The sequence below is a fragment of the Streptomyces erythrochromogenes genome (assembly GCF_036170895.1).
Lineage (GTDB): Bacteria > Actinomycetota > Actinomycetes > Streptomycetales > Streptomycetaceae > Streptomyces > Streptomyces erythrochromogenes.
This window is the reverse complement of record NZ_CP108036.1, coordinates 6,297,501-6,323,243: the sequence shown is the minus strand read 5'-3', so window position 1 is coordinate 6,323,243 and position 25,743 is coordinate 6,297,501. Positions and strand designations below refer to the sequence as shown.

The 25,743-nt window shown below is 72.6% G+C and carries 18 protein-coding genes, 2 rRNA genes and 1 pseudogene (1 of these 21 cut by a window edge); 5 read left to right on the top strand and 16 right to left on the bottom strand.

Annotation, left to right across the window (positions count from 1 at the left end):
- Positions 1 to 126 precede the first annotated feature (126 nt).
- The 3 genes from OHA91_RS28930 to OHA91_RS28920 all read right to left on the bottom strand — a co-directional run bounded on the left by OHA91_RS28930 (position 127) and on the right by OHA91_RS28920 (position 4,817).
- Positions 127 to 2,151 (bottom strand): tetratricopeptide repeat protein, encoded by a 2,025-nt coding sequence (locus OHA91_RS28930; protein ID WP_408059247.1) that lies wholly within the window; start codon positions 2,149 to 2,151, stop codon positions 127 to 129.
- A gap of 299 nt (positions 2,152 to 2,450) precedes the next feature.
- On the bottom strand, positions 2,451 to 3,083 hold the full coding sequence (locus tag OHA91_RS28925; RefSeq protein WP_328740299.1) for an NUDIX hydrolase: 633 nt from the start codon (positions 3,081 to 3,083) through the stop codon (positions 2,451 to 2,453).
- 81 nt (positions 3,084 to 3,164) lie between these two features.
- Positions 3,165 to 4,817 (bottom strand): CTP synthase, encoded by a 1,653-nt coding sequence (locus tag OHA91_RS28920; RefSeq protein ID WP_031154112.1) that lies wholly within the window; start codon positions 4,815 to 4,817, stop codon positions 3,165 to 3,167.
- Between the two features lie 446 nt (positions 4,818 to 5,263).
- Between OHA91_RS28920 and OHA91_RS28915 the strand changes: the two genes are divergently transcribed.
- The 3 genes from OHA91_RS28915 to OHA91_RS28905 all read left to right on the top strand — a co-directional run bounded on the left by OHA91_RS28915 (position 5,264) and on the right by OHA91_RS28905 (position 10,263).
- The gene (locus OHA91_RS28915; RefSeq protein ID WP_209441526.1) at positions 5,264 to 7,093 is read left to right on the top strand and encodes a glycoside hydrolase family 15 protein; all 1,830 of its coding nucleotides are present in this window, start codon (positions 5,264 to 5,266) and stop codon (positions 7,091 to 7,093) included.
- Between the two features lie 136 nt (positions 7,094 to 7,229).
- Positions 7,230 to 8,615, top strand: coding sequence for an FAD-binding oxidoreductase (locus OHA91_RS28910; RefSeq protein WP_031154115.1), 1,386 nt, complete (start codon positions 7,230 to 7,232; stop codon positions 8,613 to 8,615).
- Between the two features lie 22 nt (positions 8,616 to 8,637).
- Entirely contained in the window at positions 8,638 to 10,263 is a 1,626-nt protein-coding gene (locus tag OHA91_RS28905; protein ID WP_266502775.1) for a PucR family transcriptional regulator, read from the top strand.
- A gap of 270 nt (positions 10,264 to 10,533) precedes the next feature.
- Here OHA91_RS28905 and OHA91_RS28900 read toward each other — a convergent pair whose 3' ends face one another.
- The 5 genes from OHA91_RS28900 to OHA91_RS28880 form a co-directional block, all read right to left on the bottom strand.
- On the bottom strand, positions 10,534 to 11,643 hold the full coding sequence (locus OHA91_RS28900) for a glycosyltransferase family 4 protein (RefSeq protein ID WP_031154119.1): 1,110 nt from the start codon (positions 11,641 to 11,643) through the stop codon (positions 10,534 to 10,536).
- A gap of 256 nt (positions 11,644 to 11,899) precedes the next feature.
- Positions 11,900 to 13,624, bottom strand: coding sequence for a DNA repair protein RecN (gene recN / locus OHA91_RS28895; RefSeq protein WP_031154121.1), 1,725 nt, complete (start codon positions 13,622 to 13,624; stop codon positions 11,900 to 11,902).
- Between the two features lie 188 nt (positions 13,625 to 13,812).
- A complete protein-coding gene (locus OHA91_RS28890; RefSeq protein ID WP_031154123.1) occupies positions 13,813 to 14,721 on the bottom strand; it encodes an NAD kinase in 909 nt (302 codons plus the stop codon).
- Entirely contained in the window at positions 14,718 to 15,533 is an 816-nt protein-coding gene (locus tag OHA91_RS28885) for a TlyA family RNA methyltransferase (RefSeq protein ID WP_031154124.1), read from the bottom strand. Before OHA91_RS28885 ends, OHA91_RS28890 begins: the two co-directional genes overlap by 4 nt.
- 7 nt (positions 15,534 to 15,540) lie before the next feature.
- The gene (locus OHA91_RS28880) at positions 15,541 to 15,858 is read right to left on the bottom strand and encodes a hypothetical protein (protein WP_031154125.1); all 318 of its coding nucleotides are present in this window, start codon (positions 15,856 to 15,858) and stop codon (positions 15,541 to 15,543) included.
- Between the two features lie 65 nt (positions 15,859 to 15,923).
- On the opposite strand from OHA91_RS28880, the gene OHA91_RS28875 reads away from it, so the two are divergent.
- Positions 15,924 to 16,271: an SCP2 sterol-binding domain-containing protein gene (locus OHA91_RS28875; RefSeq protein WP_328740298.1), complete on the top strand. Its 348-nt coding sequence runs from the start codon at positions 15,924 to 15,926 to the stop codon at positions 16,269 to 16,271.
- 24 nt (positions 16,272 to 16,295) lie between these two features.
- Here the strand turns inward: OHA91_RS28875 and OHA91_RS28870 are convergent, their stop codons facing one another.
- Genes OHA91_RS28870 through OHA91_RS28855 form a run of 4 tightly spaced genes read right to left on the bottom strand, consistent with a single transcriptional unit; the run spans position 16,296 to position 20,356 of the window.
- Entirely contained in the window at positions 16,296 to 17,126 is an 831-nt protein-coding gene (locus OHA91_RS28870) for an ABC transporter ATP-binding protein (RefSeq protein WP_266502769.1), read from the bottom strand.
- The gene (locus OHA91_RS28865; RefSeq protein WP_408059246.1) at positions 17,123 to 18,163 is read right to left on the bottom strand and encodes a FecCD family ABC transporter permease; all 1,041 of its coding nucleotides are present in this window, start codon (positions 18,161 to 18,163) and stop codon (positions 17,123 to 17,125) included. Before OHA91_RS28865 ends, OHA91_RS28870 begins: the two co-directional genes overlap by 4 nt.
- Before the next feature lie 2 nt (positions 18,164 to 18,165).
- Positions 18,166 to 19,224 carry a FecCD family ABC transporter permease gene (locus tag OHA91_RS28860; protein ID WP_266502765.1) on the bottom strand — a complete coding sequence of 353 codons (1,059 nt, stop codon included), beginning with the start codon at positions 19,222 to 19,224 and terminating at the stop codon, positions 18,166 to 18,168.
- 46 nt (positions 19,225 to 19,270) lie between these two features.
- Positions 19,271 to 20,356: an HAD-IIA family hydrolase gene (locus tag OHA91_RS28855; RefSeq protein WP_031154130.1), complete on the bottom strand. Its 1,086-nt coding sequence runs from the start codon at positions 20,354 to 20,356 to the stop codon at positions 19,271 to 19,273.
- A gap of 87 nt (positions 20,357 to 20,443) precedes the next feature.
- Between OHA91_RS28855 and OHA91_RS28850 the strand changes: the two genes are divergently transcribed.
- Positions 20,444 to 21,715, top strand: a complete 1,272-nt coding sequence (locus OHA91_RS28850; RefSeq protein ID WP_031154132.1) for a DUF1015 family protein — start codon at positions 20,444 to 20,446, stop codon at positions 21,713 to 21,715.
- Positions 21,716 to 21,797: 82 nt separating this feature from the next.
- Here the strand turns inward: OHA91_RS28850 and OHA91_RS28845 are convergent, their stop codons facing one another.
- From OHA91_RS28845 to OHA91_RS28830, 4 genes and pseudogenes are all read right to left on the bottom strand, one after another.
- Positions 21,798 to 22,658: a tetratricopeptide repeat protein gene (locus OHA91_RS28845; protein ID WP_408059193.1), complete on the bottom strand. Its 861-nt coding sequence runs from the start codon at positions 22,656 to 22,658 to the stop codon at positions 21,798 to 21,800.
- Positions 22,659 to 22,853: 195 nt separating this feature from the next.
- Positions 22,854 to 24,101: pseudogene (locus OHA91_RS39905) on the bottom strand (hypothetical protein); the annotation flags it as partial.
- 143 nt (positions 24,102 to 24,244) lie between these two features.
- A 5S ribosomal RNA gene (gene rrf, locus OHA91_RS28835) occupies positions 24,245 to 24,361 on the bottom strand.
- Positions 24,362 to 24,469: 108 nt separating this feature from the next.
- Positions 24,470 to 25,743 (bottom strand): 23S ribosomal RNA (locus OHA91_RS28830); it runs 1,849 nt beyond the window's last position.

The following is a 25,743-nucleotide window of genomic DNA, read 5'->3' as shown; positions in this document are numbered from 1 at the left end:
GAAATAACGGGGCACTTCCATACATACCCGCCCACAAGAGTGCGCAACGGGATGCACCACGAGATGACGTGGTGAAGCCAGTTTAATGAAGGATGAGTCGCTGTCTAGCCTTGCAAACCAATAATCTCAGTCGGATCCACTGCGGATTTCGCAGGCAGCGGGGTCGTCTCCGAGCAATCTGTCTGCCGCGGAGCGGTGCAGTCTCGCGGCCGCGGGGTCCCCGAGCCGGTCCAGCGTGTCGGCCAGCCGGACCTGGAGCGCGGCCTGAAGCCGCTGGTCGCCGGCCCGGCGCGCCAGCTCCACCGCCTCGCGGCACGTGTGCAGGGATTCCTCGGGCCGGCCGGCGTACTCCTGGATCCGCGCCATCTCGCTCAACGCCTTGGCCTGGCCCGGGACATCGGCCAGTTTCCGGTAGCCCGCGGCGGCGGCCCGCCAGCTGCGCAGCGCGTCCCCGTACCGGCCCGCGTACGTGTGGACGTTGCCGAGCCGCCCGTACAGCCGGGCCTCGTCCGCGCGCTCACCGCGGGAGAGGGCCTGGGCGAGCGCCCGGCCGAACCAGTCGGAGGCCCGGTGCCAGTCCGCCAGCTCCTGGTAGGCCCCACCTACGGATTCCATCGCGCGGCCCGTCGCGTACGGGTCGTTCGCGGCCCGTCCGGCGTCCAGGGCGGCCCGGTAGCGCTCCAGGGCCTCCTGGGTGCGGCCGGTCTCGGCGTCCAGGTCGGCCAGGTTCAGCAGTGCCGCGGCCTGCTCCCGGTGCAGGCCGCGGCGCTCGGCCACGTCCAGGACCAGGCGGTGCAGCCCGTAGAGCTCGGGGGCGGCCTCGGCGGTGCCCCGGTGGTCCGCGAGGGCCCGTACGAGGGCCGCGACCAGCCGGCGGGCCAGGGTGTCCAGCTCGCCGTCGGCCACCGCCAGGGAGGCGGCCGCGGTGAGCGCCGAGAGCCGGGTGTCCAGCCAGACGGCGGCGGCCCGCCGGTCGGGGAACCGCAGGGCGCGCGGCAGGCCGTCCAGCAGTTCCTGGAGCTCCGCGTCCGGGTCGTCGCCCTCGGCGACCGCCATGGCCCGGCAGGAGTGCAGCAGCCGGACGGTCCGCTCCAGCATCCGGGCGCGGGCCAGCTGGACCTCGGCGGGCCGCTCCTTGGCCTCCAGGAGCGCCTGGAGCATCGGCGCGAGGGAACCGGGCAGCAGGAACAGGCCGTCGGGGGCGTGCCGGACCAGTCCCAGCCCGGCGAAGTCGTCCAGCGTGGACTGGGCGGCGGCCACGGAGCAGCCGGCCAGCGCGGAGGCGGTGTGCGAGTCGACGAGGCCGGCGGGGGCGAGCGGCAGCAGGCGCAGGGTCCGCTGGGCGGGCTGCGGCAGGGAGTCGTACACGAGCCGGAAGGCGCGGCCGAGCGGCCCGCCGGCGCCGCCGGGCATGTCGTGGAGCTGCTTGGCCACGTCGGCGACGGCGGCCTTGGGGCGGGCCGCCAGCCAGCCTCCGACGAGTTCGAGGGCGGCGGGCTGGCCCCCGCACGCCTCGGCGAGGGATTCGGCGGCCCGCGGGTCGGTGGCGACGCGGGTGTCGCCGATGCGGCGGGCGAGCATCCCGACGGCGGAGACGGTGTCCAGGCCGCCGAGGGTGCAGGGGCGCACGTCGGGGATGCCGGTGAGCGGGCCCTCGGCGGTGACCACGACGAGGCATTCGGGGGTGTCCGGGAGCATGGCGTCGACCTGGTGCGGATCGGCCGCGTCGTCGATCAGGATGATCGCCCGCCGCTCCTGGAGCGCGGTGCGCAGGACGGAGCTGAGCTCGTCCTCGCCGGCGCCGGGCGGAGTGCGCTGTCCCAGTTCCGCCAGCAGGCCGCGCAGGGCACGCTCGGTCGCCACGGTCTCCCCGCCGGGGGCGGTGAGCCTGGTCCGCAGCACGCCGTCGGGGTACTGGTCGGCGACCTCGCGGACGAACGTCTCCGCGAGGGTGGTCCGGCCGGATCCGGGGCGCCCGGCGACGAGCAGCACCCGCGCCCGGGGAGCCTTGGCCTTGCGGCCGGAGAGGGTGTCGAGCCCGGTCCGCGCGATGTCCTCGCGCAGCTCCTTGAGCTCACGCCGCCGCCCGACGAAATCCGTCACGGATCCGCTCCTCTCCCTGCCTTCGGGTTGCGAGCGTAGTTCACGCAGAGCGACGGCCCGTGTGGAGCGCGGCGGGTAAATCCCCCAATCGGATCAGCGGATGGTCGGCTTTTCCGTGCGGCGGCCGGCGGCGCGGACGGGGTGGCGCGAGCCGGGGTGCCGCGGCCGGGGTCGGGCCGCGGCCCGCGGCCGGGTACCGCCGCTGCGCGAGGCCGTCCCCCCACCCGCCCTTCCACCGCGGCCCTGGGCTCTGCCCCCGGACCCGGCGCCCCGGTCTCCCCAGCTACCGCTGGGAGGTACCCCCTGGCGGGCTCGAAATCTCCGGCGCCGCGGGCGGGATTCCCCGGCTACGCCTCGTACGGCCGGGCCGGCCACGGTGCGAGGGCCGGGCGCAGGGCGTCGACGCCGCCCTCGGAGGCCAGTGCGGCGGACAGCGCCAGCACCCCGGTCACCAGCCCGGGGTTGCCGAGCTCGCCCGCCAGGACGCCCCGTACCAGCTCCGCCAGCGGGACCCAGGTCACCTCCATGTCCGCCTCCTCCGAGCCCGACTCGGAGTAGCGCTCGCCGTCCGCCTCGCAGACGCCCCGCGCCAGGAACACCCGGATCGCCTCGTCCGACCCGCCCGGCGAGGCGTAGAAGTCGACCAGAACCCGCCAGTCCTCCGCCTTGGCGTGCGCCTCCTCGTAGAGCTCGCGCTGCGCGCCGAGCAGCGGGTTCTCCCCGGGGACGTCCAGCAGTCCGGCCGGCAGCTCCCACAGCCGGCGCCGCACCGGGTGCCGGTACTGGCTGAGGACCAGCACCCGCCCGTCCTCGTCGAGCGCGAGCACGCACACCGAGCCGGGGTGCACCTGGTAGTCGCGGCGGGCGGTCGAGCCGTCCGGCATCCGGACCTCGTCGGAGTCCACCGCCGTCTTCGCGCCCTGGAACGGCCGCCGGCTCGACAGCGTCTCCCAGGATTCCGACGTGTCCTTGATGTTCATGCCCCGAAGCCCTCCACAACGCGCGACAGCCGGGGTACGGATCTTCCGTACCCCGGCTGTCTACGTTATGCGGTCAGTCGCTCACTTCGCGGACTGCTGCCGCTCCACGGCCGCCTTGACCAGACCCGCGAACAGCGGGTGCGGGCGCGTCGGGCGCGAGCGCAGCTCCGGGTGGGCCTGGGTGGCCACCAGGTAGGGGTGGACCTCGCGCGGGTACTCGACGTACTCGACGAGCTTGTTGTCCGGGGAGGTGCCGGAGAAGACGATGCCCGCCTTCTTCTCCAGCTCGCCGCGGTAGGCGTTGTTGACCTCGTAGCGGTGGCGGTGGCGCTCGTCCACGTACGCCTCGTCGCCGTAGACCTCGCGCACGATGGAGCCCTCGGCGAGCTTCGCCGGGTACATGCCCAGGCGCATGGTGCCGCCCAGGTCGCCCGCGCCCTCGACGAAGGCCAGCTGCTCCTCCATGGTCGAGATGACCGGGTGCGGGGTGGAGGCGTCGAACTCGGTGGAGTTGGCGTCCTCGATGCCCGCGAGGTTGCGCGCGGCCTCGATGACCACGCACTGCAGGCCCAGGCACAGACCGAGCAGCGGGATCTTGTTCTCGCGGGCGTAGGTGATCGCGCCGACCTTGCCGTTCACGCCGCGGTCGCCGAATCCGCCGGGCACGCAGATCGCGTCCACGTCGGAGAGCTGGGCCGCCGCGCCCGCGGGGGTCTTGCAGTCGTCGGAGGTGACCCACTTGATCTGGACGCGGGCCTTGTTGGCGAAGCCGCCGGCGCGCAGCGCCTCGGTCACCGACAGGTAGGCGTCGGGCAGGTCGATGTACTTGCCGACGAGCGCGACCTTGACCTCGTGGTCGGGGTTGTGGACCCGGTCGAGGAGGTCCTCCCAGACGGTCCAGTCGACGTCGCGGAAGGGCAGGTCGAGCTTGCGCACGACGTACGCGTCCAGGCCCTCGGTGTGCAGGACCTTGGGGATGTCGTAGATCGACTTGGCGTCGATGGCCGCGACCACGGCCGCCTCGTCCACGTCGCACATCAGCGAGATCTTGCGCTTGATGCTGGTGGGAACGTCGCGGTCGGCGCGCAGCACGATGGCGTCGGGCTGGATGCCGATGTTGCGCAGGGCGGCGACGGAGTGCTGGGTCGGCTTGGTCTTCAGCTCGCCGGAGGGGCCGATGTAGGGCAGCAGCGAGATGTGCACGACGAAGACGTTGTCGCGGCCGACCTCGTGGCGGACCTGGCGGACGGTCTCCAGGAACGGCAGCGACTCGATGTCGCCGACGGTGCCGCCGACCTCGGTGATGACGACGTCGACGTCCTCGGTCGCCATGCGGCGGATGCGGTGCTTGATCTCGTTGGTGATGTGCGGGATGACCTGCACGGTGTCACCGAGGTACTCGCCGCGGCGCTCCTTGGCGATGACGGTGTTGTAGACCTGGCCGGTGGTGACGTTGGCCGAGCCGTCGAGGTCGACGTCGAGGAAGCGCTCGTAGTGGCCGATGTCCAGGTCGGTCTCGGCGCCGTCGTTGGTGACGAACACCTCGCCGTGCTGGAACGGGTTCATCGTGCCCGGGTCGACGTTCAGGTACGGGTCGAGCTTCTGCATCGTGACCCGCAGGCCGCGCGCCTTCAGGAGCGCACCCAGGCTGGAGGCCGTCAGGCCCTTGCCGAGGGAGGAAGCGACACCCCCGGTGACGAAGATGTGCTTGGTCGTCATGGATTTGGGCGGCATCGCCAAGAGGGGGCTCCCGTGGTCGCGAGGTGAGGTGCGTCCGGCGCCGGCCACCGTCGATCCGGAAGGGTCTCAGGGGGCGCCGAAGCTGCGGTTTCGGGGCCCCTGATTCGCACAGGCAGACCACCGGTCCACGGGGTACCAGCCTATCAGCGCCCGGGCCGGTCCGCCTCCGGCCACGCGCCGTCGACGGGTCGTAGCAGAGCGCCGAAGTGCGCCGGGGCGGAGATCCCGCGGCTCACCCGTTCGGCCCAACGGCATTCCCCGCGGCCTGGAGAAGATCACTAGGGTGCCGTCATATCCTGCTCGGATATTGAACACATCACCGCCGGGCAGTCCGTCGGACGGCCTAACCGAGCCGATATACGGAATCATGGGCTCACGCGGGGATCCCTGCACACAGGAGACCGCGCAAACGCGCATTGCAAGCGCCCTACGGGGCGGACGTGGCCGTTCGACTGGAGATGCACGTGTCCGGGCGCATCGAGGATTACGCACTGATCGGTGACATGCAGACCGCGGCGCTGGTCTGCCGGGACGGGGCCGTGGACTGGCTGTGCCTGCCCCGCTTCGACTCCCATGCCGTGTTCGCGAGCATTCTCGGCACCGAGGATCACGGGTTCTGGCGGATCGGGCCGGCGTTCCCGGCGGGCGCCGAGGCCCCGCGTGCCACCCGCCGCCGCTACCGCGGCGACTCGCTGGTGCTGGAGTCCGAGTGGGACACCCCGCGGGGCAACGTCCGCGTGATCGACTTCATGCCTCCCCGCGAGGACCACGCGCCGCAGCTGATCCGCATCGTCGAGGGCGTCAGCGGGCGCGTCCCGATGCGCTCGACGCTGCGGATGCGTTTCAGCTACGGCCGGGTGGTGCCGTGGGTGCACAAGGTCGACGGCCGCACCGTCGCCGTCGCCGGCCCGGACTCCGTCTGGCTCGACACCGACGCGCAGACGTACGGCAAGGACCTCACGACGTACTCCGACTTCACCGTCGGCCCCGGCGACCGGGTGGCCTTCAGCATCAGCTGGCAGCCCTCGCACCGCGGCGCGCCCGAGGCCCCGGACGCCGAGGCGGCCCTGGACTCGACCGCCGAGTTCTGGCGCGAGTGGGTCGACCAGTGCACCTACCACGGGCCCTACCGGGAGGCCGTGGTCCGCTCCCTGATCACCCTCAAGGCCCTCACGTACGCCCCCACGGGCGGGATCGTCGCCGCGCCGACCACCTCCCTGCCGGAGGAGATCGGCGGGGTCCGCAACTGGGACTACCGCTACACCTGGCTGCGGGACGCGGCCATCACCCTCTCCTCGCTGCTGCGCACCGGCTACCGCGAGGAGGCCCGCGCCTGGCGCGAGTGGCTGCTGCGCGCGGTGGCCGGCGACCCGGAGAACCTGCAGATCATGTACGGGATCGCGGGCGAACGGGAGCTCGGCGAGACCGAGCTGGACTGGCTGCCCGGCTACGAGGGCTCCCGCCCGGTGCGCGTCGGCAACGGCGCCGCCGGCCAGCTGCAGCTCGACGTGTACGGCGAGGTCACCGAGGCCCTGCACCTGGGCCACATGACCGGCCTGGCCCGCAGCGACTACGCCTCCCTGCTCCAGCTCAAGCTGATCCGCTACCTGGAGACGCACTGGTCCGAGCCCGACGAGGGCATCTGGGAGGTGCGCGGCCCGCGCCGGCACTTCGTGCACTCCAAGGTGATGGCCTGGGTGGCCGTGGACCGCACGATCAAGCTGATCGAGAGCGGGGACGCGGACGGCCCGCTGGATCGGTGGCGGGAACTGCGCGACGAGATCCACCAGGACGTGTGCGAGAAGGGCTACGACAAGGAACGCAACACCTTCACCCAGTCGTACGGGTCGAAGGAGCTGGACGCCTCGCTGCTGCTGATCCCGCAGATGGGCTTCCTGCCGCCGGACGACAAGCGGGTCATCGGCACCATCGAGGCGATCCAGCGCGAGCTGTCCACGCCCGACGGTTTCATCCTGCGCTACCCGACGGCGGGCGAGGAGGCCGGTGTGGACGGCCTGGAGGGCGACGAGGGCGCCTTCCTCGCCTGCTCGTTCTGGATGGCCGACGACCTGGCGATGATCGGCCGGGTGGACGAGGCGCGGCGGCTGTTCGAGCGGTTGCTGGCCCTGCGCAACGACCTGGGCCTGCTGGCGGAGGAGTGGGATCCGCGGCTCCAGCGGCAGGTGGGGAACTTCCCGCAGGCGTTCAGCCACGTTCCGCTGATCGACACGGCCCTGCGGCTGACCGCGAGCGGCGCGTACGGGGGCTGAGGCCCGCGGGCGCCCCGTCCGGGCGCCCCGTCCGGGGAGCCGTCCGGGCGGGGCGCGGCGCCCACCGCGCCCCGGTGATCCTCCGGGCCTAGGCTGGAGGGGTCTTATGCCCTCCGTCCGTTGGAAGGGGGCAGCCATGGCTCCCCTCTCGAAGGCGGGCGCGGCCCTGACCGCGCTCCGCGAGGATCTGTCCGGTGAGGTGTTCGCTCCGGACGATCCGGGCTACGACGAGGCCCGGACCGTCTTCAACGCGATGATCGACCGCAGGCCCGCCGTGATCGCCCAGTGCGAGAGCGCGGAGGACGTGGTCACCGCCGTGCGCTTCGCGAGGGACCTGGACCTGAAGATCGCCGTGCGGGGCGGCGGGCACAGCGTCTCCGGTTCCGCCCTCGGTGATGCCGCCCTGGTGATCGACCTCCGCCGGATGCACGAGGTCACCGTCCACCCGGGGGCCCGCGCCGTCCGGGTCGAGGGCGGGGCGACGATGAGCCACCTGGACCGGGCGTGCGCCCCGTACGGGCTCGCCACCACCGGCGGCCGGGCCTCCACCACCGGGGTCGGCGGCTTCGTCCTGGGCGGCGGCAGCGGGTGGCTGGACCGCAAGTGCGGGCTGGCCGTGGACAACCTGCTGGGCGTGGAGCTGGTGACGGCCGACGGATCGGTCGTGGAGACCACCTCCGAGGAGCACCCCGAGCTGTTCTGGGCCCTGCACGGCGGCGGCGGGAACTTCGGCGTGGCCACCGCGATCACCCTGCGGCTGCACGAACTGCCCGCCATGGCGATCGCCTTCGTCCTCTACCTGCCGGAGAACGGCCCCGAGGTGGTGCGGACCTACCGGGACCTCCTCGAGGGCGGGCCGGCGGAGGCGAGCGGGGGCGTGATCTACCTGACCGGCCCCCCGGACGACGACTTCGTGCCCCCGCACCTGGCCGGGAGGCTGGTGTGCGCGGCGCTGCTCACGTACGCGGGCCCGGAGGAGCGGCTGCGGGCGCTCGCCGAGCCGCTGCTGGCACTGCCGCACGAGGCGGCGATGGTCACCGCCATCCCGTACGCCGATCTCCAATGCATGATCGACGACCCGCCGGGGCTGCGGAACTACTGGTCGGCGGAGTACCTGACCGCCGCACCGGACGCGTTCGTCGACGCGTTCTGCTCCCGGGCCTCGTCGATGCCGGTGCCGACCGGGACCCAGCACATCCTGTTCCCGCAGGGCGGCGCGATCGCCTCCGGCCCGGCCGACTACCCGGTGCCGTACCGGGACTCCCCCTGGGCGGTGCACCCGTTCGGGATCTGGGAGGACCCGGCCGACGACGAACGCTGCAGGCAATGGGTCAAGGACGTCCGCGCGGCCGTGCAGCCGTGGAGCACCGGGGCGGTGTACCTGAACTTCACCGGGGACGAGGGCTCGGACCGGGTGGTCTCGGGGCTCGGCGCGGACAACATGCGGCGGTTGGGGCAGGTGAAGCGCGCGTACGACCCGGACAACGTCTTCCGCTTCAACCACAACATCCGGCCGGCCTGACCCCCTGATAGCGTCCCGCGACATGGACGATCAGGGCGGGATCACGGTTCAGCGGGCACTGGAGCTGCCGGGGCTGCGCAGCGGCCTGCCGGAGGTGGTGGCCTGCGCCGACCGCCTGGGCCGCACCGTCCGCTGGGTGCACGCGGGCGAGGTCCCGAACATCGCCTCCCTGCTCAAGGGCGGTGAGCTGCTGCTGACCACGGGGCTCGGCCTGGGCACCCGACCCGCCGAACAGCGGGCCTTCGTACGCCGCCTCGCGGACCGGGGCATCGCCGCGCTGGTGGTGGAGCTGGGCCCGCGGTTCACCCGGCTGCCCGCGACGCTCGTGGAGACGGCGCGCGCGGCGGGGCTGCCGCTGGTGCAACTCCACCGGGAGGTCCCCTTCGTCGCGGTCACCGAGGAGGTCCACACCGAGATCGTCAACGGCCACTACGCCCTGCTCCAGCGGGCCGAGGAGGTCCACCGGCGATGTACGCAGGCCCTGTTGGGCGGCGGGGGCATCCCGCAGGTGCTGCGCATCCTGGCCGACTTCACGGGGAACCCGGTCTTCCTGGAGACCCCGGACGGGCAGTTGCTGTACGCGGCCGCCAGCTCGGCCGGGGACCCGGGTGCGGACCCGCTCCAGGTGTGGGAGGGGCTGCGCGGCCAGCGCGAGGCCGAACCGTCGGCGAACACCGTGGTGGTCGACGTACCCGGCGGCGGCCACGGCACGGGCTCGGTGCGGGCCCGGGTGGTCCTGGTCGGGGTCTCGGCCCCGCTGCTGCCGGTGCACCGGATGGCGGCGGAGCGCACGGCCGGCGTGCTGGCCGTGGTCCTCATGCAGGCGCGCCAGGAGGAGGAGCTGGCGGCGCGCGGCCGCGGCGACTTCCTGACGGACCTCGCGGAGGGCCGCATCTCGGCGGAGGACGCGCCGGGGCAGGCCCGTGTGCTGGGCTTCAAGCCGGGCGCCGGGCCGCTGCTGCCGGTGGTCATGCGGCTGTCGGACCTCGGCCCGTCCGGCAACTGGGCCGTCCTGGCCCGGGCGGTGCTGGAGGAGCTGTCGTCCGTCGGGGTCCCGGTCCTGCTGGGGGTCCGGCCGGTCGAGGGCCGGGTGCCGCTGCTGGTGTCGCTGCGGGCGGAGTCGGAGCGCACGGCGGTCGCCGACCGGGTCGCGGCTGCGCTGCGGGCGGGCGTCGAGCGCGCGGGACTGGACCGGGCCACCGCCCCGCCGGCCGTGGTCGTCGGCGTCGCGGGCGGCTGGGCGGCGGCCTCGTCGGGCCTGCGGCACGCCGCGGAGACCGCCACCGCGGCCCACGGCCTGCCGGCCCGGCCCTGGTACGACGCCCGGCGCCTCGACATCGACCTGCTGCTGTGGCGGCTGCGCGAACACCCGGACCTGGCGGCCTTCGTGGACCGCGCGATCGGCCCGCTGCGCGCGCACGACGCCGCCTCGCGGCCGCCGCTGCTGCCCACCCTGGAGACGTACCTGGCCCATGCGGGCCGCAAGGCGGAGACGGCCCGTGAGCTCCACCTGAACCGGCAGACCCTCTACAACCGGCTGGCGCGCATCTCGGAGCTGCTGGGCACGGACCTGGACGACCCGGAGACGGTCCTCTCCCTGAGCCTCGCCCTCCGCGCCCGCCGCCACGCCAGCCCGCCGCCTCCGTGACGCGCCCTTCGCTCGGCCCGGCCCCTGGGGGCTTCTCCGGCTTCGCGCCGCTGCGCCGGACCCCGTCCGCCGACCCCGCGGGCGACCCCGCCCCGCCCGGGGCGCGGAGCCCCGCCGGATCAGCCGCGCCTGCATGCGCGGCGCGGGGGTTCGGGGCGGAGCCCCGCAGCGGCGCCCCACCCGGCGACGGTGGCGGGGCTGGAGGAGAAGGGCTCCGGCGGGCCGGAAGGCGGGACCCGCGCCAGGAGCGCGACCTGCCACCGCCGGGGGCTATCGGTGGCGTTCCATCAGTTCGTCGTAGACGGACAGGACCTGGGCCACGGTGTCGTCCTCCGACGGCCAGGTCGCGGCCTGGACGCGCCCGGCAGCGGCCAGGTCGGCCCGGCGGGCCGGATCGGCCAGGAGGCCGGTCACGGCCGAGGCGAGGGCCCCCGCCTCCCCCGGCGGGACGAGCACCGCGCCCTCCCCCACCAGCTCCGGCACACCGCCCACCGCCGTGGCCACCAGCGGCACGCCCACCCGCAGCGCCTCCTGCGCCAGCAGTGCCGGCGCCTCCCACCGGCTCGGTAGGACCGCCAGGTCCGCCGCCGCCAGCAGCTGCGCCGCGTCCCTGCGCCGTCCGAGCAGCCGGACCGGGAGCCCCTCCGCCTCGATCCGCCGGGCCAGTTCGGCCCGTAGCGGCCCCTCGCCCGCGATCACCAGCAGCGGTGCCGGTTCCAGGGCCCGCCACTCGCGTGCCGCGTCGAGCAGGACGGAGTAGCCGCGGTGCGCCACCAGGCTGCCGACCGCGATGAGCAACGGCCGTTCCACGACGCCGAGTTCCGCCCGCACCTTGCCCGGGTCCGACATCCCCTCCGGAGCCGCAGGGAAGGCCACGGGCGCCAGCCGCGCGTCCCTGGCGCCGCGCTGGCGCGCCAGGTCCACGAGGTCCGAGGAGGCGCCGAGCACCACCGCGGCGGCCCGCGCCACGCGCCGTTCCAGCATCCGGCTCAGCCGCCCGAGTGCGCCGTGCACCGTCGGGCCGTCGCCGTGCCAGGTCACCACCAGCGGCACCCGGCGCCCGCGTATGGCCAGCGCGGCCCGCAGGCCCGCCTTGACCCCGTGCGCGTGGACGACGTCCGCGCCGGCACAGGCGGCCCGCAGCACGCTCACCGCGTCGGGCGCGAACTCCGCCCCGGCACCGGTGAAGTCGTACTCCCCCTCCGCGTGGACGGGAGCGCACACCGTGACCCGCACCCCGCGCGCGGCGAGCCCGGTGGCGAGCGATCGGACGTGCGTGCAACTGCCCGCGCCCGCACCGTCGCCGAGCACGTGGACGGTGCGCAGCGGGCGCCCGTAGGGCTGTGCCGCGGCGGAGGTGGAGACCGGGGAGCTGCTCACTGGCCGAAGCTCCAGGGTGAGGGAAGAGTCAGAGACGTCGCCAAGGATGCCAGTCCGCACGCGCGTTCCGGGACCATACGGGTGCGGATCCTGTGCGAGATACGGCCGGAGACCTTCCGGCCTCACCCACACGGCGTAAGTGGAATCCGAAGAGTGACGTGCTGATCGGTCCGTTTCGGAGCCGAACCGGTCTTTCACGGACAAGCGGAAGGCCCGGAACGTCGTCCGCTCCGGGCCCTCCAGGTGGTGTGCGGGCTCACACGTCGGCGCGCGCCGCCTCCAGCAGTTCCTCGGCGTGCGCCCGCGCGGAGACGGAGTCCTCGTGCCCCGCGAGCATGCGCGACAGTTCGCGGATCCGGTCCTCGCCCTCCAGGACGGTGACCCCGCTTCGGGTGACCGAGCCGTCGTTGGTCTTCTCCACCAGCAGCTGCCGGTCGGCGAAGGCCGCCACCTGCGGCAGGTGCGTGACGACCACGACCTGTGCCGACCTGGCCAGCTTCGCCAGGCGCCGGCCGACCTCGACCGCCGCCTTGCCGCCGACGCCGGCGTCGACCTCGTCGAAGAGGTACGTGGGCACCGGGTCGGAGCCCGCGAAGACGACCTCGACCGCGAGCATCACGCGGGACAGCTCACCGCCCGAGGCGCCCTTGGCGATCGGCCGCGGCTGGGCGCCCGGGTGCGGGGCCAGCAGCAGTTCGACCTCGTCGGCGCCGGAGGGTCCGTAGGCGACCGGGCGGCCGTCCACGTCCACTCCTTCGGGGTCCTCCGCCTGCCGGACGTCGATCGTCACCCGGGCGTGCGGCATCGCCAGCGACGCCAGCTCCTCCGTCACCGCGGAGGCGAAGCGCGTCGCCGCCTCCACCCGGGCGTCGGTCAACGTCTGTGCCAGCAGGGACAGTTCGGAGCGCAGCCCGTCCCGTTCCGCGGTGAGCTCGGTGATCCGCTCGTCGTCGCCGTCCAGTTCCAGGAGCCGCGCCGCGCCCTGTTCGGCCCACTCCAGCACCGCGTCCACGGTGCCCCCGGTGCCGTACTTGCGCGTCAGCTGCGTCAGGGCGGCCCGGCGCTCCTCCACCGCGGCCAGCCGCAGCGGATCGGCGTCGAGGTCGTCGGCGTAGCCGGCCAGCTCCCCGGCCACGTCGGCGAGCAGGATGCCGAGCTCGCCGATCCGCTCGGCGAGCGCGCCGAGCGCCGGGTCGTGCGACCGTACGGTTTCCAGGGCCCGGTGGGCCCCGGCGACGAGCATGTTCGCATCGATGGCCTCGGGGTCCTCGGGGTTGCCCGCGAGCGCGGCGTGCGCCGCCTGGGCCGCCGAGGCCAGCGCTTCGGCGTGTCCGAGCCGCTCCGCCTCGGCCGCCAGTTCGGCGTCCTCGCCGGCCACCGGCTCCACGGCCGCGATCTCGTCGAGGCCGAAGCGGAGCAGGTCGGCCTCCTGGGCCCGTTCCCGGGCCCTGGTGGTGATCTCCTCGAGTTCCACGGCGACCGCGCGGAGCCTGCGGTAGGCCGAGCCGTACTTCTCCAGCGGGACGGCGACGGCGTCTCCGGCGTACCGGTCGAGCGCCTGCCGCTGCCGGGCCGGCCGGAGCAGGCCCTGCTGGTCGGTCTGCCCGTGTACGGCGACCAGGTCGTCGGCGAGTTCGCCGAGCAGGCCGACGGGCACGGAGCGGCCGCCGACGTGGGCGCGCGAACGCCCCTCGGCGGACACGGTCCGGCTGATCAGCAGGGCGCCGTCGTCGAGCTCGGCACCCGCCTCCTCGGCGCGTACCGCGGCGGGGGCGTCCGGGCGCAGGACGATGCGGCCCTCGACCACCGCCGCCTTGGCCCCGATCCGCACCAGGGCCGGGTCGGCGCGACCGCCGAGCAGCAGCCCGAGGCTGGTGACGACCATCGTCTTGCCCGCGCCGGTCTCGCCGGTCACCGCGGTGAAACCGGGCGACAGCTCGACCACCGCGTCGTCGATGACCCCGAGCGATCGTATCCGCATCTCCTCAAGCACGGGACGACGATACCGAGGTTTCCCGGGTGCCATGTGACGTCACCCGCCCCGAGTTCTCCGAACGCATGTGCTATTAAGGCTCTCGCGACCGGCGCCGAACGGCAACACCGGGAATCTCAGCCGGGCTTGCCGGCGACGAGGGTCGCCGCCGCCCGCCGCCGACTGTGCCGGGACCGTCAGTGGGGCGCGCCCCGCCAGCCCGACACGGGCAGCGCGAACTTCGCGACGAGCCGGTCCGTGAACGACGCGTGGTGCAGCCGGGCAAGCCGCACGGGCACCGCACCCCGCCGGACCTCCACGCGCGCCCCGGCCGGCAGGTCCAGCATGCGCCGGCCGTCGCACCACAGGACCCCGTGCGGGGTGCCGTTCTGCACCTCCACCGCCAGGACCGAGTTCGGCGAGGTCACCAGCGGCTTCGCGAACAGCGCGTGCGCGCTGATCGGCACCATCAGCAACGCCTCCACCTCCGGCCAGACCACCGGCCCGCCCGCGGAGAAGGCATAGGCCGTCGAGCCCGTCGGGGTGGCGCAGACGATCCCGTCGCAGCCGAAGCCGGTCACCGGGCGCCCGTCGATCTCCAGGACCACCTCCAGCATCCGCTCCGGGGACACCTTCTGGACCGCGGCCTCGTTCAGCGCCCAGTCCCGGTGGACGACGTCGCCGTTCGTCCGCACGATCACGTCGAGGGTCATCCGCTCCTCGACCTCGTACGAGCGCGTCACCACCCGGTCCACGACCTTGTCCAGGTCGTCGCGCTCGGCCTCGGCGAGGAAGCCGACCCGGCCCAGGTTGACGCCCAGCATCGGCACGCCCGAGGCCCGCGCGAGCTCGGCGCCGCGCAGCAGGGTCCCGTCCCCGCCGAGCACCACCAGCAGCTCGCACCCGTCGAGCACCCCCGGCGTGGACTCGGTGACGAGCTCCACCTCCGGTGGCAGCGGCAGGTCCACCGCCTCGTGGTCGAAGACCCGTACGCCCAGCCCGCAGCGCAGCAGGCCCTTGACGACCAGCTCGGCGCTGCGGATGGCCGCCGGCCGTCCGGTGTGCGCGAGCAGGAATACGGTGCGTTCCCCCGAAGAATCTGTCACTGCGGCCCCTCCGCCACTGCACGGTCAACATCCGCCGGGTCGAGTGCCGGTGCCCCCGCCCTCAGCCACAGAAAGTACTCGACGTTCCCCGACGGCCCCGGCAGCGGACTGGCGGTGACCCCGAGGACACCCAGTCCCAGCCCCGCGGCGCTGGCCGCCACCTCGCGCACGGCCTCGGCCCGCAGCTCGGGGCTGCGCACCACGCCGCCGCTGCCCAGCCGGTCCTTGCCGACCTCGAACTGCGGCTTGACCATCAGCACCAGGTCCGCGTCCGGAGCCGTGCACCGCACCAGCGCGGGCAGCACCAGGCCGATCGAGATGAAGGACAGGTCGCCTACGACGAGGTCCACCGGGATGCCGTCGATCTGCTCGACCGTCAGCTCGCGCACGTTCGTGCGGTCCTTCACGGTGACCCGGTCGTCGCTCTGCAGCGACCAGGCGAGCTGCCCGTAGCCGACGTCGACCGCCATGACGTGGGCCACGCCCGCGCGCAGCAGCACGTCGGTGAAGCCGCCGGTGGACGCGCCCGCGTCCAGCGCCCGGCGGCCCTCGACCCGCAGCCCCTGCGGCCCGAAGGCCGCGAGGGCGCCCGCGAGCTTGTGCCCGCCGCGCGAGACGTAGTCGGGGTCGGCGTCGTCCTTGAGGACCACCAGGGCCGCGCTGGTCTCGACCTGGGTGGCGGCCTTGGTCGCGGTGGTGCCGCCCACGGTCACCCGGCCCGCGGCGATCAGCTGCGCGGCGTGCTCGCGCGAGCGGGCCATGCTGCGGCGTACCAGTTCGGCGTCCAGGCGGCGGCGTGCCACTCCTGCCACGTTCGGTTCAGCTCCTGTTTTCGTACGGTCCGGGGACGGGCGGTGCGTCCAGCGCGGTCAGCGCCTCACGCAGCCCCCGGTGCACATCCTCGTACACCTCGACGTGTCCGTCCGCCCCGAGGTGGTCCGCGTCCGCCAGCCGCGCCAGGTGCGCGTCCACCCCGGCGTGCCCGGTGGGGGTGCGTACGACGCCCAGCGCCGCGGGCCCCGCGGGCTCCACCGGCTCGGCGGCCTCGGCGGGGGCTCCTGCCTCGACCTCGGCTCCGGCATCGGCTCCGGCCGTGCTCTGGGCCTCGGCCCGGGTCTCGGCTGCTTCGTCGGTCATGCCACGACGCTACCCCGAAGCGCCCCCACGGCGACGCGCGGCTCTGCGGTACGGTCGTGATCACGATGGCTACGATCCAGGAGTGCCGTGAAGCACTCGACCGACTCTCCGACAACCTCGCGCGGGCCGAGGACGGCGTGCGCGGCGCGGCCGCGTTCGACCGCTCCCTCAGCTGCCACATCACGGACCTGGACCAGACGTTCACGGGCCGCCTCGACGGAGGCAGGATCCGGGTGGACGCGGTCGCGCCGGGCCCGCCGGCCCGCAAGGCGGAGATCCGCCTCGCGTTGACCGGCGACGACCTGGTCACGCTGGTCGCGGGCGAGCTGAAGTTCGCGAAGGCCTGGGCCTCCGGCCGGGTCAGGCTGGAGGCCGGCTTCCGCGACCTGCTGCGGCTGAAGAGCCTGCTCTAGGCGGCAGCGGCCGTCCCCGAGCCACTACACCTCGGCGGCCGCCTGGGCGCGGGAGCGGCGCGCCGCCGGGATCACCAGCGGCGTCCCCGTCTCCGGGTCGTCGATGACCTGGCAGCGCAGCCCGAACACCTTCTCCACGAGGTCCGCGGTGACCACCTCCTGCGGCGGCCCCTCGGCGATGACCTTCCCGCCCCGCATCGCGATCAGGTGCGTGGCGTAGCGGGCGGCGTGGTTGAGGTCGTGCAGGACGGCGACGAGGGTGCGCCCCCGGGTCTCGTGCAGTTCGGCGCACAGGTCCAGGACGTCGATCTGGTGCTGGATGTCCAGGTAGGTCGTCGGCTCGTCGAGCAGCAGCAGCGGGGTCTGCTGGGCCAGCGCCATCGCGATCCACACGCGCTGCCGCTGCCCGCCCGACAGTTCGTCCACGGCCCGGTCCGCGAGCTCGGCGACCCCGGTCGAGGCCATCGACTCGTTCACGATCCGCTCGTCCTCGGGCGACCACTGCCGCAGCAGGCCCTGGTGCGGGTACCGGCCGCGCGAGACCAGGTCGGCGACCGTGATGCCGTCGGGCGCGATCGAGGACTGCGGGAGCAGGCCCAGGGTCTTGGCGACCTTCTTCGCGGGCATGGACCCGATGGCCTGCCCGTCCAGCAGCACCCGCCCCTCGGAAGGCTTCAGCATCCGCGACAGGGCCCGCAGCAGCGTGGACTTGCCGCAGGCGTTGGGGCCGACGATCACCGTGAAGGAGTTGTCGGGGATCTCCACCGACAGGTTCTCGGCGATGACCCGCTGGTCGTAGCCGAGGGTCACGTTCTCCGCGGTCAACCGCTGCACTTGCGCACTCCTGAGGTTCATATACGTCCTGCCTTGCGCTCGGTGACGAGCAGCCAGAGCAGATAGACACCGCCGACCAGCCCGGTCACCACGCCCACCGGCAGCTGGTCCGCGCCGAAGGCCCGCTGCGAGGCCCAGTCCGACAGCAGCAGCACCACCGAGCCCATGAGCGCGGCGGTCAGCAGGTTGGCGCCGGGCGAGCGGGTCAGCCGCCGTGCCAGCTGCGGCGCGGCGAGCGCGACGAAGCTGATCGGCCCGGCCGCGGCGCTCGCCGCCGTGGTGAGCAGGATCGCGGCCAGCATCAGCAGCAGCCGGGTGCGCTCCACCCGTACCCCCACCGCGTACGCCGCGTCGTCGCCCATCTCGATCATCCGCAGGGCCCGGCTCTGCCCCAGCACCAGCGGGAACAGCACCGCGCAGGTCACCAGCAGCGGCCACACCTGCGCCCAGTCCCGGCCGGCCAGCGAACCGGTCAGCCAGACCATCGCCCGCGAGGCCTCCACCAGCTGGGCCTTGGTGATCAGGTACTGGATCACGGCCACCAGCATCGCGGAGGCGCCGATGCCCACCAGGACCAGCCGGTAGCCGTGGATGCCCCGCTTGTACGCCAGCAGGTAGACGGCGGCGCCTGCCAGCAGGCCGCCGAGCAGCGCGCCGGCGGCGACCTCGGTCGCCGAGCCCTTCAGCAGGATGATGACGACGAGGGCGCCGACCGCGGACCCGTACGAGAAGCCCAGGAGGTCGGGCGAGCCGAGCGGGTTGCGGGTCACCGACTGGAAGACGGCCCCGGCCATCCCGAGGGCGGCGCCGACCAGCAGCGCGACCAGCACACGCGGCAGCCGCAGGTCGTTGACGATGAAGTCGTTGGCGGGGGTGCCGTTGCCGAACAGGGTCTGTACGACGTCCCACGGCGCGATGTCGAAGTCGCCGGTGCCGATCAGCAGGACGGACATGGCGAACGCGGCGAGGACCAGCAGGGCGCCGACGGCCAGGGCGCGCCGCTCGATCCGCAGCGACACCCCGCCCGGGAGCCGCACGGGACGGGCTTTGGCGGTCACGGTCACAGCTGGGCCATCCTCTTGCGCCGGACGAGGTAGATGAAGACGGGCCCGCCGATGAGCGCGGTGACGATGCCGACCTGCAGCTCGGCGGGCCGGGTGACGACCCGGCCGACGACGTCCGCGCCGAGCAGCAGGACGGGTGACAGGACGGCCGAATAGGCCAGCACCCAGCGCATGTCCGGTCCGGTGAACACCCGCACGAGGTGCGGGATCATCAGGCCGATGAAGACGATGGGCCCGCAGGCGGCGGTCGCCGCACCGCAGAGCAGGGTGATGGCGAGCATCGCGCCGACCCGGGTCCGCGTCAGGTTCGCGCCGAGTGCCCTGGCCGTGTCGTCGCCCATGGCCATCGCGTTGAGCGGCCGGCCGAGCGACAGCGCGAGCACCGCGCCGACCAGCAGGAACGGGGCGACCTGCCGGACGGTGTCCATGTTGGCCGAGGCCAGCGACCCCACCGTCCAGAAGCGCAGCTTGTCCAGCGCCTTGCTGTCCATCAGCTGCACGGCGTTGATGTAGCCGACGAGGGCCGCGCTGGCCGCCGTACCGGCGAGCGCGAGGCGTACCGGTGTGGCGCTGCGGCTGCCACCCAGCACGTACACGACGACCGAGACCACGGCGGCGCCGAGGAAGGCCCACCACACGAACTCGCTCAGCGAGCTCGCGCCGAAGAAACTGATCGCCGAGACCACGGCCGCCGCGGCACCGGCGTTGACGCCGAGGATGCCGGGCTCGGCCAGCGGGTTGCGGGTCAGCGCCTGCATCACCGCCCCGGACAGGCCGAGCCCGAGGCCGACCATCAGCCCGAGGAGGGTGCGCGGGACCCGCAGGTCCCGCACGACCACGTCCGAGGTGGTCCCCGAGTAGTGGAAGAGGCCGTGCCAGACCTCGTCCAGGGGCATCTGCTTGGCGCCCACGGCGATGCTCAGCACCGCGATCAGGGCGAGCACCGCGAAGGCGCCGGCCAGACCCGCGGCACGCGCGGCATGGCGTGGGCGGGCGACGGCGTCCGGCGGGGGCGCCGCGCTTGGCCCGGATTCAGGGGGACTCTCAACCAACACGCAGGTTAGGTTAGCCTAGCCTCCGCCTCGAACGGACCCCCGGAGGTCACTGAAGACCCAGCCTGGCCAGCGCCTTCGCCGCGTCCAGCGTGCACACGTCCTCGGCGGCGGCCGTCCAGGCCGCTGCGCACAGCGCCCGCAGCCCGTCCAGCGGGTCCAAGCCCGTTCCGCCGTCCCCGCTCACGCCGCTCTCCCCGCCCTCTCCGTCGTCCTCGCGCAGTTCGAGCACGCCGTTGTTCAGCGCGACCGCGGTCCAGCCCCCGCAGCGGAACCCCTCCGCGGCCGGCACCACCTCCGGCTGGCCGGCCAGCAGCCCGCGCAGGTCCCGGTCCACGTAGGTCGGCCGGTGCCGGGGCTCGGCCCGCAGCAGCTGCTCCGCGTCGGTCACCCCGGTCAGCACCAGCAGCGAGTCCACCTCCCCGTTGAACGCGCCCTCGATGTCGGTGTCCAGCCGGTCCCCGACGACCAGCGGCCGCTTCGCCCCGGTCCGCAGCACCGTCTCCCGGTGCATCGGGGGCAGGGGCTTGCCCGCCACCTGCGGCTCCGCGCCCGTGGCGATCCGTACGACCTCCACCGCGGCGCCGTTGCCCGGCGCGATGCCCCGCCCACCGGGGATCGTCAGGTCGGTGTTCGACGCGTACCACGGCACGCCCCGGTTGATCGCGTACGAGGCCTCCGCGAACCGGCCCCACGCCAGGTCCGGGCCCCCGTAGCCCTGCACGACCGCCGCCAGCCCCTCCTCGTCGGCGGACTCGACCGGCACCAGCCCGCGTTCGCGCAGCGCGACCCGCAGCCCCTCCCCGCCGATCACCAGCACCTTGGACCCCGGCTCCACCTGCTCCGCGATCAACCGGGCCACGGCCTGCGCCGAGGTGATCACCTCGGCCGCGTCCGTCGGGATGCCCAGTTCGCCCAGGTGCTCCGCCACCGCCTCCGGGGTCCGCAGCGCGTTGTTCGTCACGTACGCGAGGTGCATGCCGTCGGCGCGGGCCGCCGCGAGGGACTCCACGGCGTGGCCGATGGCCCGCCCACCCGCGTACACCACGCCGTCCAGGTCCAGGAGAGCGGTGTCGTACGCCTGGTGCAGACTCTGGTCACACGCCGCAGGACTGGTCCTGATCTGCCGGGTCATTCTGGCCGCTCCCTGTGAGATCGATCTTGTCCGATTCCGTACTGCCCCGATCATCCCGCATGGCGAGACGCGATTTACCATGCACCAATGACCACTTCTGGCACCGCGGACCACGGGCTGCGCCTCATCCCGTTCCATGGCCTGCGCTACGTCCCCGAGCGTGTCGGCAGCCTCGCCGCCGTCACCTCGCCGCCGTACGACGTGGTCGTGCGCCCCGACGGAGTCGACCACCTCGAATCCGCCGACCCGCACAACATCGTCCGCCTCATCCTCCCGCAGGCCGGCACCCCGGCCGCGCGCAACGAACAGGCCGCGCGCACCCTGCGGGACTGGCTCGCCGGGGGCATCCTGTCCGCCGACCCCGAGCCCGCCCTGTACGTGTACGAGCAGCGCCGGGCCGGGCTGCTGCAGCGCGGCATCATCGGCGCCCTCGCCCTGTCCACCGCCGACGCCGGCATCGTCCTCCCCCACGAGGACGTCATGCCGGACGTGGTGACCGACCGGGCGGGCCTGATGCGGGCCACCTCCGCGAACCTCGAACCGCTCCTCCTCACCTACCGCGGCGACGACCCCGGGGCGGGTGCGGCGGCGGTCGTCGAGCGGACCGCCCAGCGCGCGCCGCTGCTGTCGACCACCACCGAGGACGGCTTCCAGCACCGACTCTGGGCCATCACGGACCCGGCCGAACTGGCCGCCGTCACGGCGGATCTCAGCCACCGCCAGGCGCTCATCGCCGACGGCCACCACCGCTGGGCGACGTACCTGCGCCTCCAGGAGGAGCACGCCTCCCCCACCGCGTGGGACTTCGGCCTGGTGCTCCTCGTGGACACCGCCCGCTATCCGCTCCAGGTCCGCGCCATCCACCGGATGCTGCGCCGCCTCCCGGTCGCCGACGCGCTGGCCGCCGTCGCCGGTCACTTCCGGGTCCGCCCGGTCGACGGACCGCTCCCCCTGGCTTTGGACGCCCTCTCGGACGCGGCGGAACGCGGCAACGCCTTCCTCCTCGCCGGCGACGGCACCTTCCACCTGGTCACCGATCCCGACCTGGCCCTCCTCGACCGCACGGTCCGCCACGACCGCCCCGAGGCCTGGCGCCGGCTGGACGCCACCGTGCTGCACGCGACGCTGCTCGACGCCCTCTGGCACGTCCCCGACGCCCCCGACCAGATCACGTACATCCACGACGCCGCGTCCACGGTGGCCATGGCCGAGCGGCACGGGGGCACCGCCGTACTGCTGCATCCCGTACGCGAGGAGGTCGTGCGCGACCTCGCCCGCCAGGGGGTCACCATGCCCCGCAAGTCGACGTCCTTCGGACCGAAGCCGGCCACCGGCCTGGTCCTGCGCGGACTGGGCTGAGCCCCTCCCGGACACGGGCCGGACATGAAGAAGGGCGGTACCCCGTTCGGGGTACCGCCCTTCTCCTCTAGGTCAACACGGCTCAGGCCTTGTCGCCCCGGACGTCGGCGTCGGCCGCGGACTGCTCCAGCGACTCGTACTCCTCGTCGTCCTCGTCGTAGTACTCGGTGACGTCGGTGGCGCGCTCGGCCGCGGCGACCTCAGCCGGGTCCTCGTCCTCGATGTCCTCGTCGTCCTCGTCGTCGATGTCCTCGTCCCGGTCGTCCTCGCCGAGGTCGTCGTTCCCGACCTCGTCGTCGTCGGACAGGTCGATCGCGGCGTCGACGAACTCGACGCCGTCGAGCTCGGCGAGACGGTCGGAGGCGTCGGTGGCCCCTTCCTTGTCCGCCTCGAGGGCCTTGCCGAACCACTCGCGGGCCTCGTCCTCACGACCGGCCGCCAGCAGGGCGTCGGCGTAGGCGTACCGCAGGCGCGCGGTCCACGGCTGGACGGCGCTGGACGCCAGCTCGGGGCTCTGCAGGGTCACGATGGCCGCTTCGAGCTGCCCCTGGTCCCGCCGGGCACCGGCCGCGACCAGACGCATCTCGACCTGGCCGGCCTTGTCGAGCTTCTGCACCTCGGGCTCGCCGGCCATGGCCAGGGCGCGCTCGGGACGGCCGAGGCCGCGCTCGCAGTCGGCCATGACGGGCCACAGCTCGACGGAGCCGGTCATGCGCTTGGCGGCGCGGAACTCCGCGAGGGCCTCGCTGTACTTCTGCGTGGCGTACGCGGCGAAACCGGCGGCCTCGCGGACGGCGGCGACGCGGGAGGCAAGGCGCAGCGCGATGCGCGAGTACGCGTACGCCTGCTCGGGGTCCTCGTCGATCAGCCGGGCGACCATGACCAGGTTCTTGGAGACTTCTTCGGCCAGGCCCTTGGGCAGGCTCAGCAGCTCCTGGCGCACGTCGGCGTCGATCTCGAGGCCGGTGACGTCCTCGTCGATCGGAAGCCGCTTGACCGGGTCACGGTCGCGGTCCGAACGGTAGCCGCGGTCGCCGCCACGGTCGTCGCGACCCCGGTAGCCACCACGGTCGTCACGGAACCCACCGCGGTCGCCGCCGCGGTCGTCACGACGGGGGTAGGAGGGACGGTCGCCGCCACGGTCGTCGCGGCGGTCGTCGCGACGCGGGTAGGACGGACGGTCCCCGCCACGGTCGTCACGGCCGCCACGGAACCCACCGCGGTCGTCATCACGACGCGGGTACGACGGACGGTCCCCGCCGCGGTCGTCGCGGCGCGGGTAGGACGGGCGGTCGCCACCGCGGTCGTCACGGCCGCCACGGAAACCGCCACGGTCGTCATCACGACGCGGGTACGAGGGACGGTCACCACGGTCGTCACGACGGGGGTACGACGGACGGTCGCCACCACGGTCGTCACGGCGCGGGTAGGACGGACGGTCGCCCCGGTCGTCACGACGGAAGGAGGGGCGGTCGCCACCGCGGTCGTCGCGGCGCGGGTAGGACGGGCGGTCGCCACCGCGGTCGTCACGGCCGCCACGGAAACCGCCACGGTCGTCATCACGACGCGGGTACGAGGGACGGTCACCACGGTCGTCACGACGGGGGTACGAGGGACGGTCGCCACCGCGGTCGTCGCGACGCGGGAAGCTGGGACGGTCGCCACCACGGTCGTCGCGACGCGGGTAGGACGGACGCTCGCCACCGCGGTCGTCACGGCCGCCACGGAAACCGCCACGGTCGTCATCACGACGCGGGTACGAGGGACGGTCACCACGGTCGTCACGACGGGGGTACGACGGACGGTCGCCACCACGGTCGTCGCGACGCGGGTAGGACGGACGGTCGCCCCGGTCGTCGCGACGGAAGGAGGGGCGCTCGCCACCGCGGTCGTCGCGGCGCGGGTAGGACGGACGGTCGCCACCGCGGTCGTCACGGCCGCCACGGAACCCACCGCGGTCATCATCACGACGCGGGTACGAGGGACGGTCGCCACCGCGGTCATCGCGACGCGGGAAGCTGGGACGGTCGCCACCGCGGTCGTCACGGCGCGGGTACGAGGGACGCTCGCCCCGGTCGTCACGACGCGGGTAGGACGGACGGTCCCCGCCACGGTCATCGCGACGCGGGTAGGACGGACGGTCCCCACCACGGTCGTCACGGCGGAAGCCGCCGCCACCGCCGGCGGGACGCCCACCACGGTCGTCGCGACGGTAGCCACCGCCGCCGCCACCGCTGCCACCGGTGGGTCGACCGCCGCGGTCGTCACGACGGAACGGGGGACGGTCGCCGCCACGGTCGTCACGGCCCCCGCGGTAGCCGCCCCTGTCACCGCCGTCGTTGCGACGAGGCTCGCGCTCCGGACGATCGTCGGGAGAGTTGGACATGGGTGTGACTCCTGTCTTCGGGGTACCGCTAGTCATTCTCGCGCAACCAACCCATGGCCGCGCTTCGGCGTAAAGATGGTGAAAAACAAAAAAGGACCCTTGGTCCAGCGTTGAACGCTGGACCAAGGGTCCTTTGAAAGATTGTTCGGCGGCGTCCTACTCTCCCACAGGGTCCCCCCTGCAGTACCATCGGCGCTGAAAGGCTTAGCTTCCGGGTTCGGAATGTAACCGGGCGTTTCCCTAACGCTATGACCACCGAAACCCTATCGGTTTCGAGCGAACAAGCACACTTTGTAGTTATGTGTTCCAGCTCTAGAAACCAGCAACTGTTCGTTGCTTCAGAACTAACACAGTGGACGCGAGCAACTGAGGACAAGCCCTCGGCCTATTAGTACCAGTCAGCTTCACCCGTTACCGGGCTTCCACATCTGGCCTATCAACCCAGTCGTCTACTGGGAGCCTTACCCTCTCAAGGAGGTGGGAATACTCATCTTGAAGCAGGCTTCCCGCTTAGATGCTTTCAGCGGTTATCCCTCCCGAACGTAGCCAACCAGCCATGCCCTTGGCAGGACAACTGGCACACCAGAGGTTCGTCCGTCCCGGTCCTCTCGTACTAGGGACAGCCCTTCTCAATATTCCTACGCGCACAGCGGATAGGGACCGAACTGTCTCACGACGTTCTAAACCCAGCTCGCGTACCGCTTTAATGGGCGAACAGCCCAACCCTTGGGACCGACTCCAGCCCCAGGATGCGACGAGCCGACATCGAGGTGCCAAACCATCCCGTCGATATGGACTCTTGGGGAAGATCAGCCTGTTATCCCCGGGGTACCTTTTATCCGTTGAGCGACGGCGCTTCCACAAGCCACCGCCGGATCACTAGTCCCGACTTTCGTCCCTGCTCGACCCGTCGGTCTCACAGTCAAGCTCCCTTGTGCACTTACACTCAACACCTGATTGCCAACCAGGCTGAGGGAACCTTTGGGCGCCTCCGTTACCCTTTGGGAGGCAACCGCCCCAGTTAAACTACCCATCAGACACTGTCCCTGATCCGGATCACGGACCGAGGTTAGACATCCAGCACGACCAGAGTGGTATTTCAACGGCGACTCCACACCAACTGGCGTTGATGCTTCAAAGTCTCCCACCTATCCTACACAAGCCGAACCGAACACCAATATCAAACTGTAGTAAAGGTCCCGGGGTCTTTCCGTCCTGCTGCGCGAAACGAGCATCTTTACTCGTAGTGCAATTTCACCGGGCCTATGGTTGAGACAGTCGAGAAGTCGTTACGCCATTCGTGCAGGTCGGAACTTACCCGACAAGGAATTTCGCTACCTTAGGATGGTTATAGTTACCACCGCCGTTTACTGGCGCTTAAGTTCTCAGCTTCGCACACCCGAAAGTGCACTAACCGGTCCCCTTAACGTTCCAGCACCGGGCAGGCGTCAGTCCGTATACATCGCCTTACGGCTTCGCACGGACCTGTGTTTTTAGTAAACAGTCGCTTCTCGCTGGTCTCTGCGGCCACCCCCAGCTCACGGAGTAAATCCGATCACCAGTGATGGCCCCCCTTCTCCCGAAGTTACGGGGGCATTTTGCCGAGTTCCTTAACCATAGTTCACCCGAACGCCTCGGTATT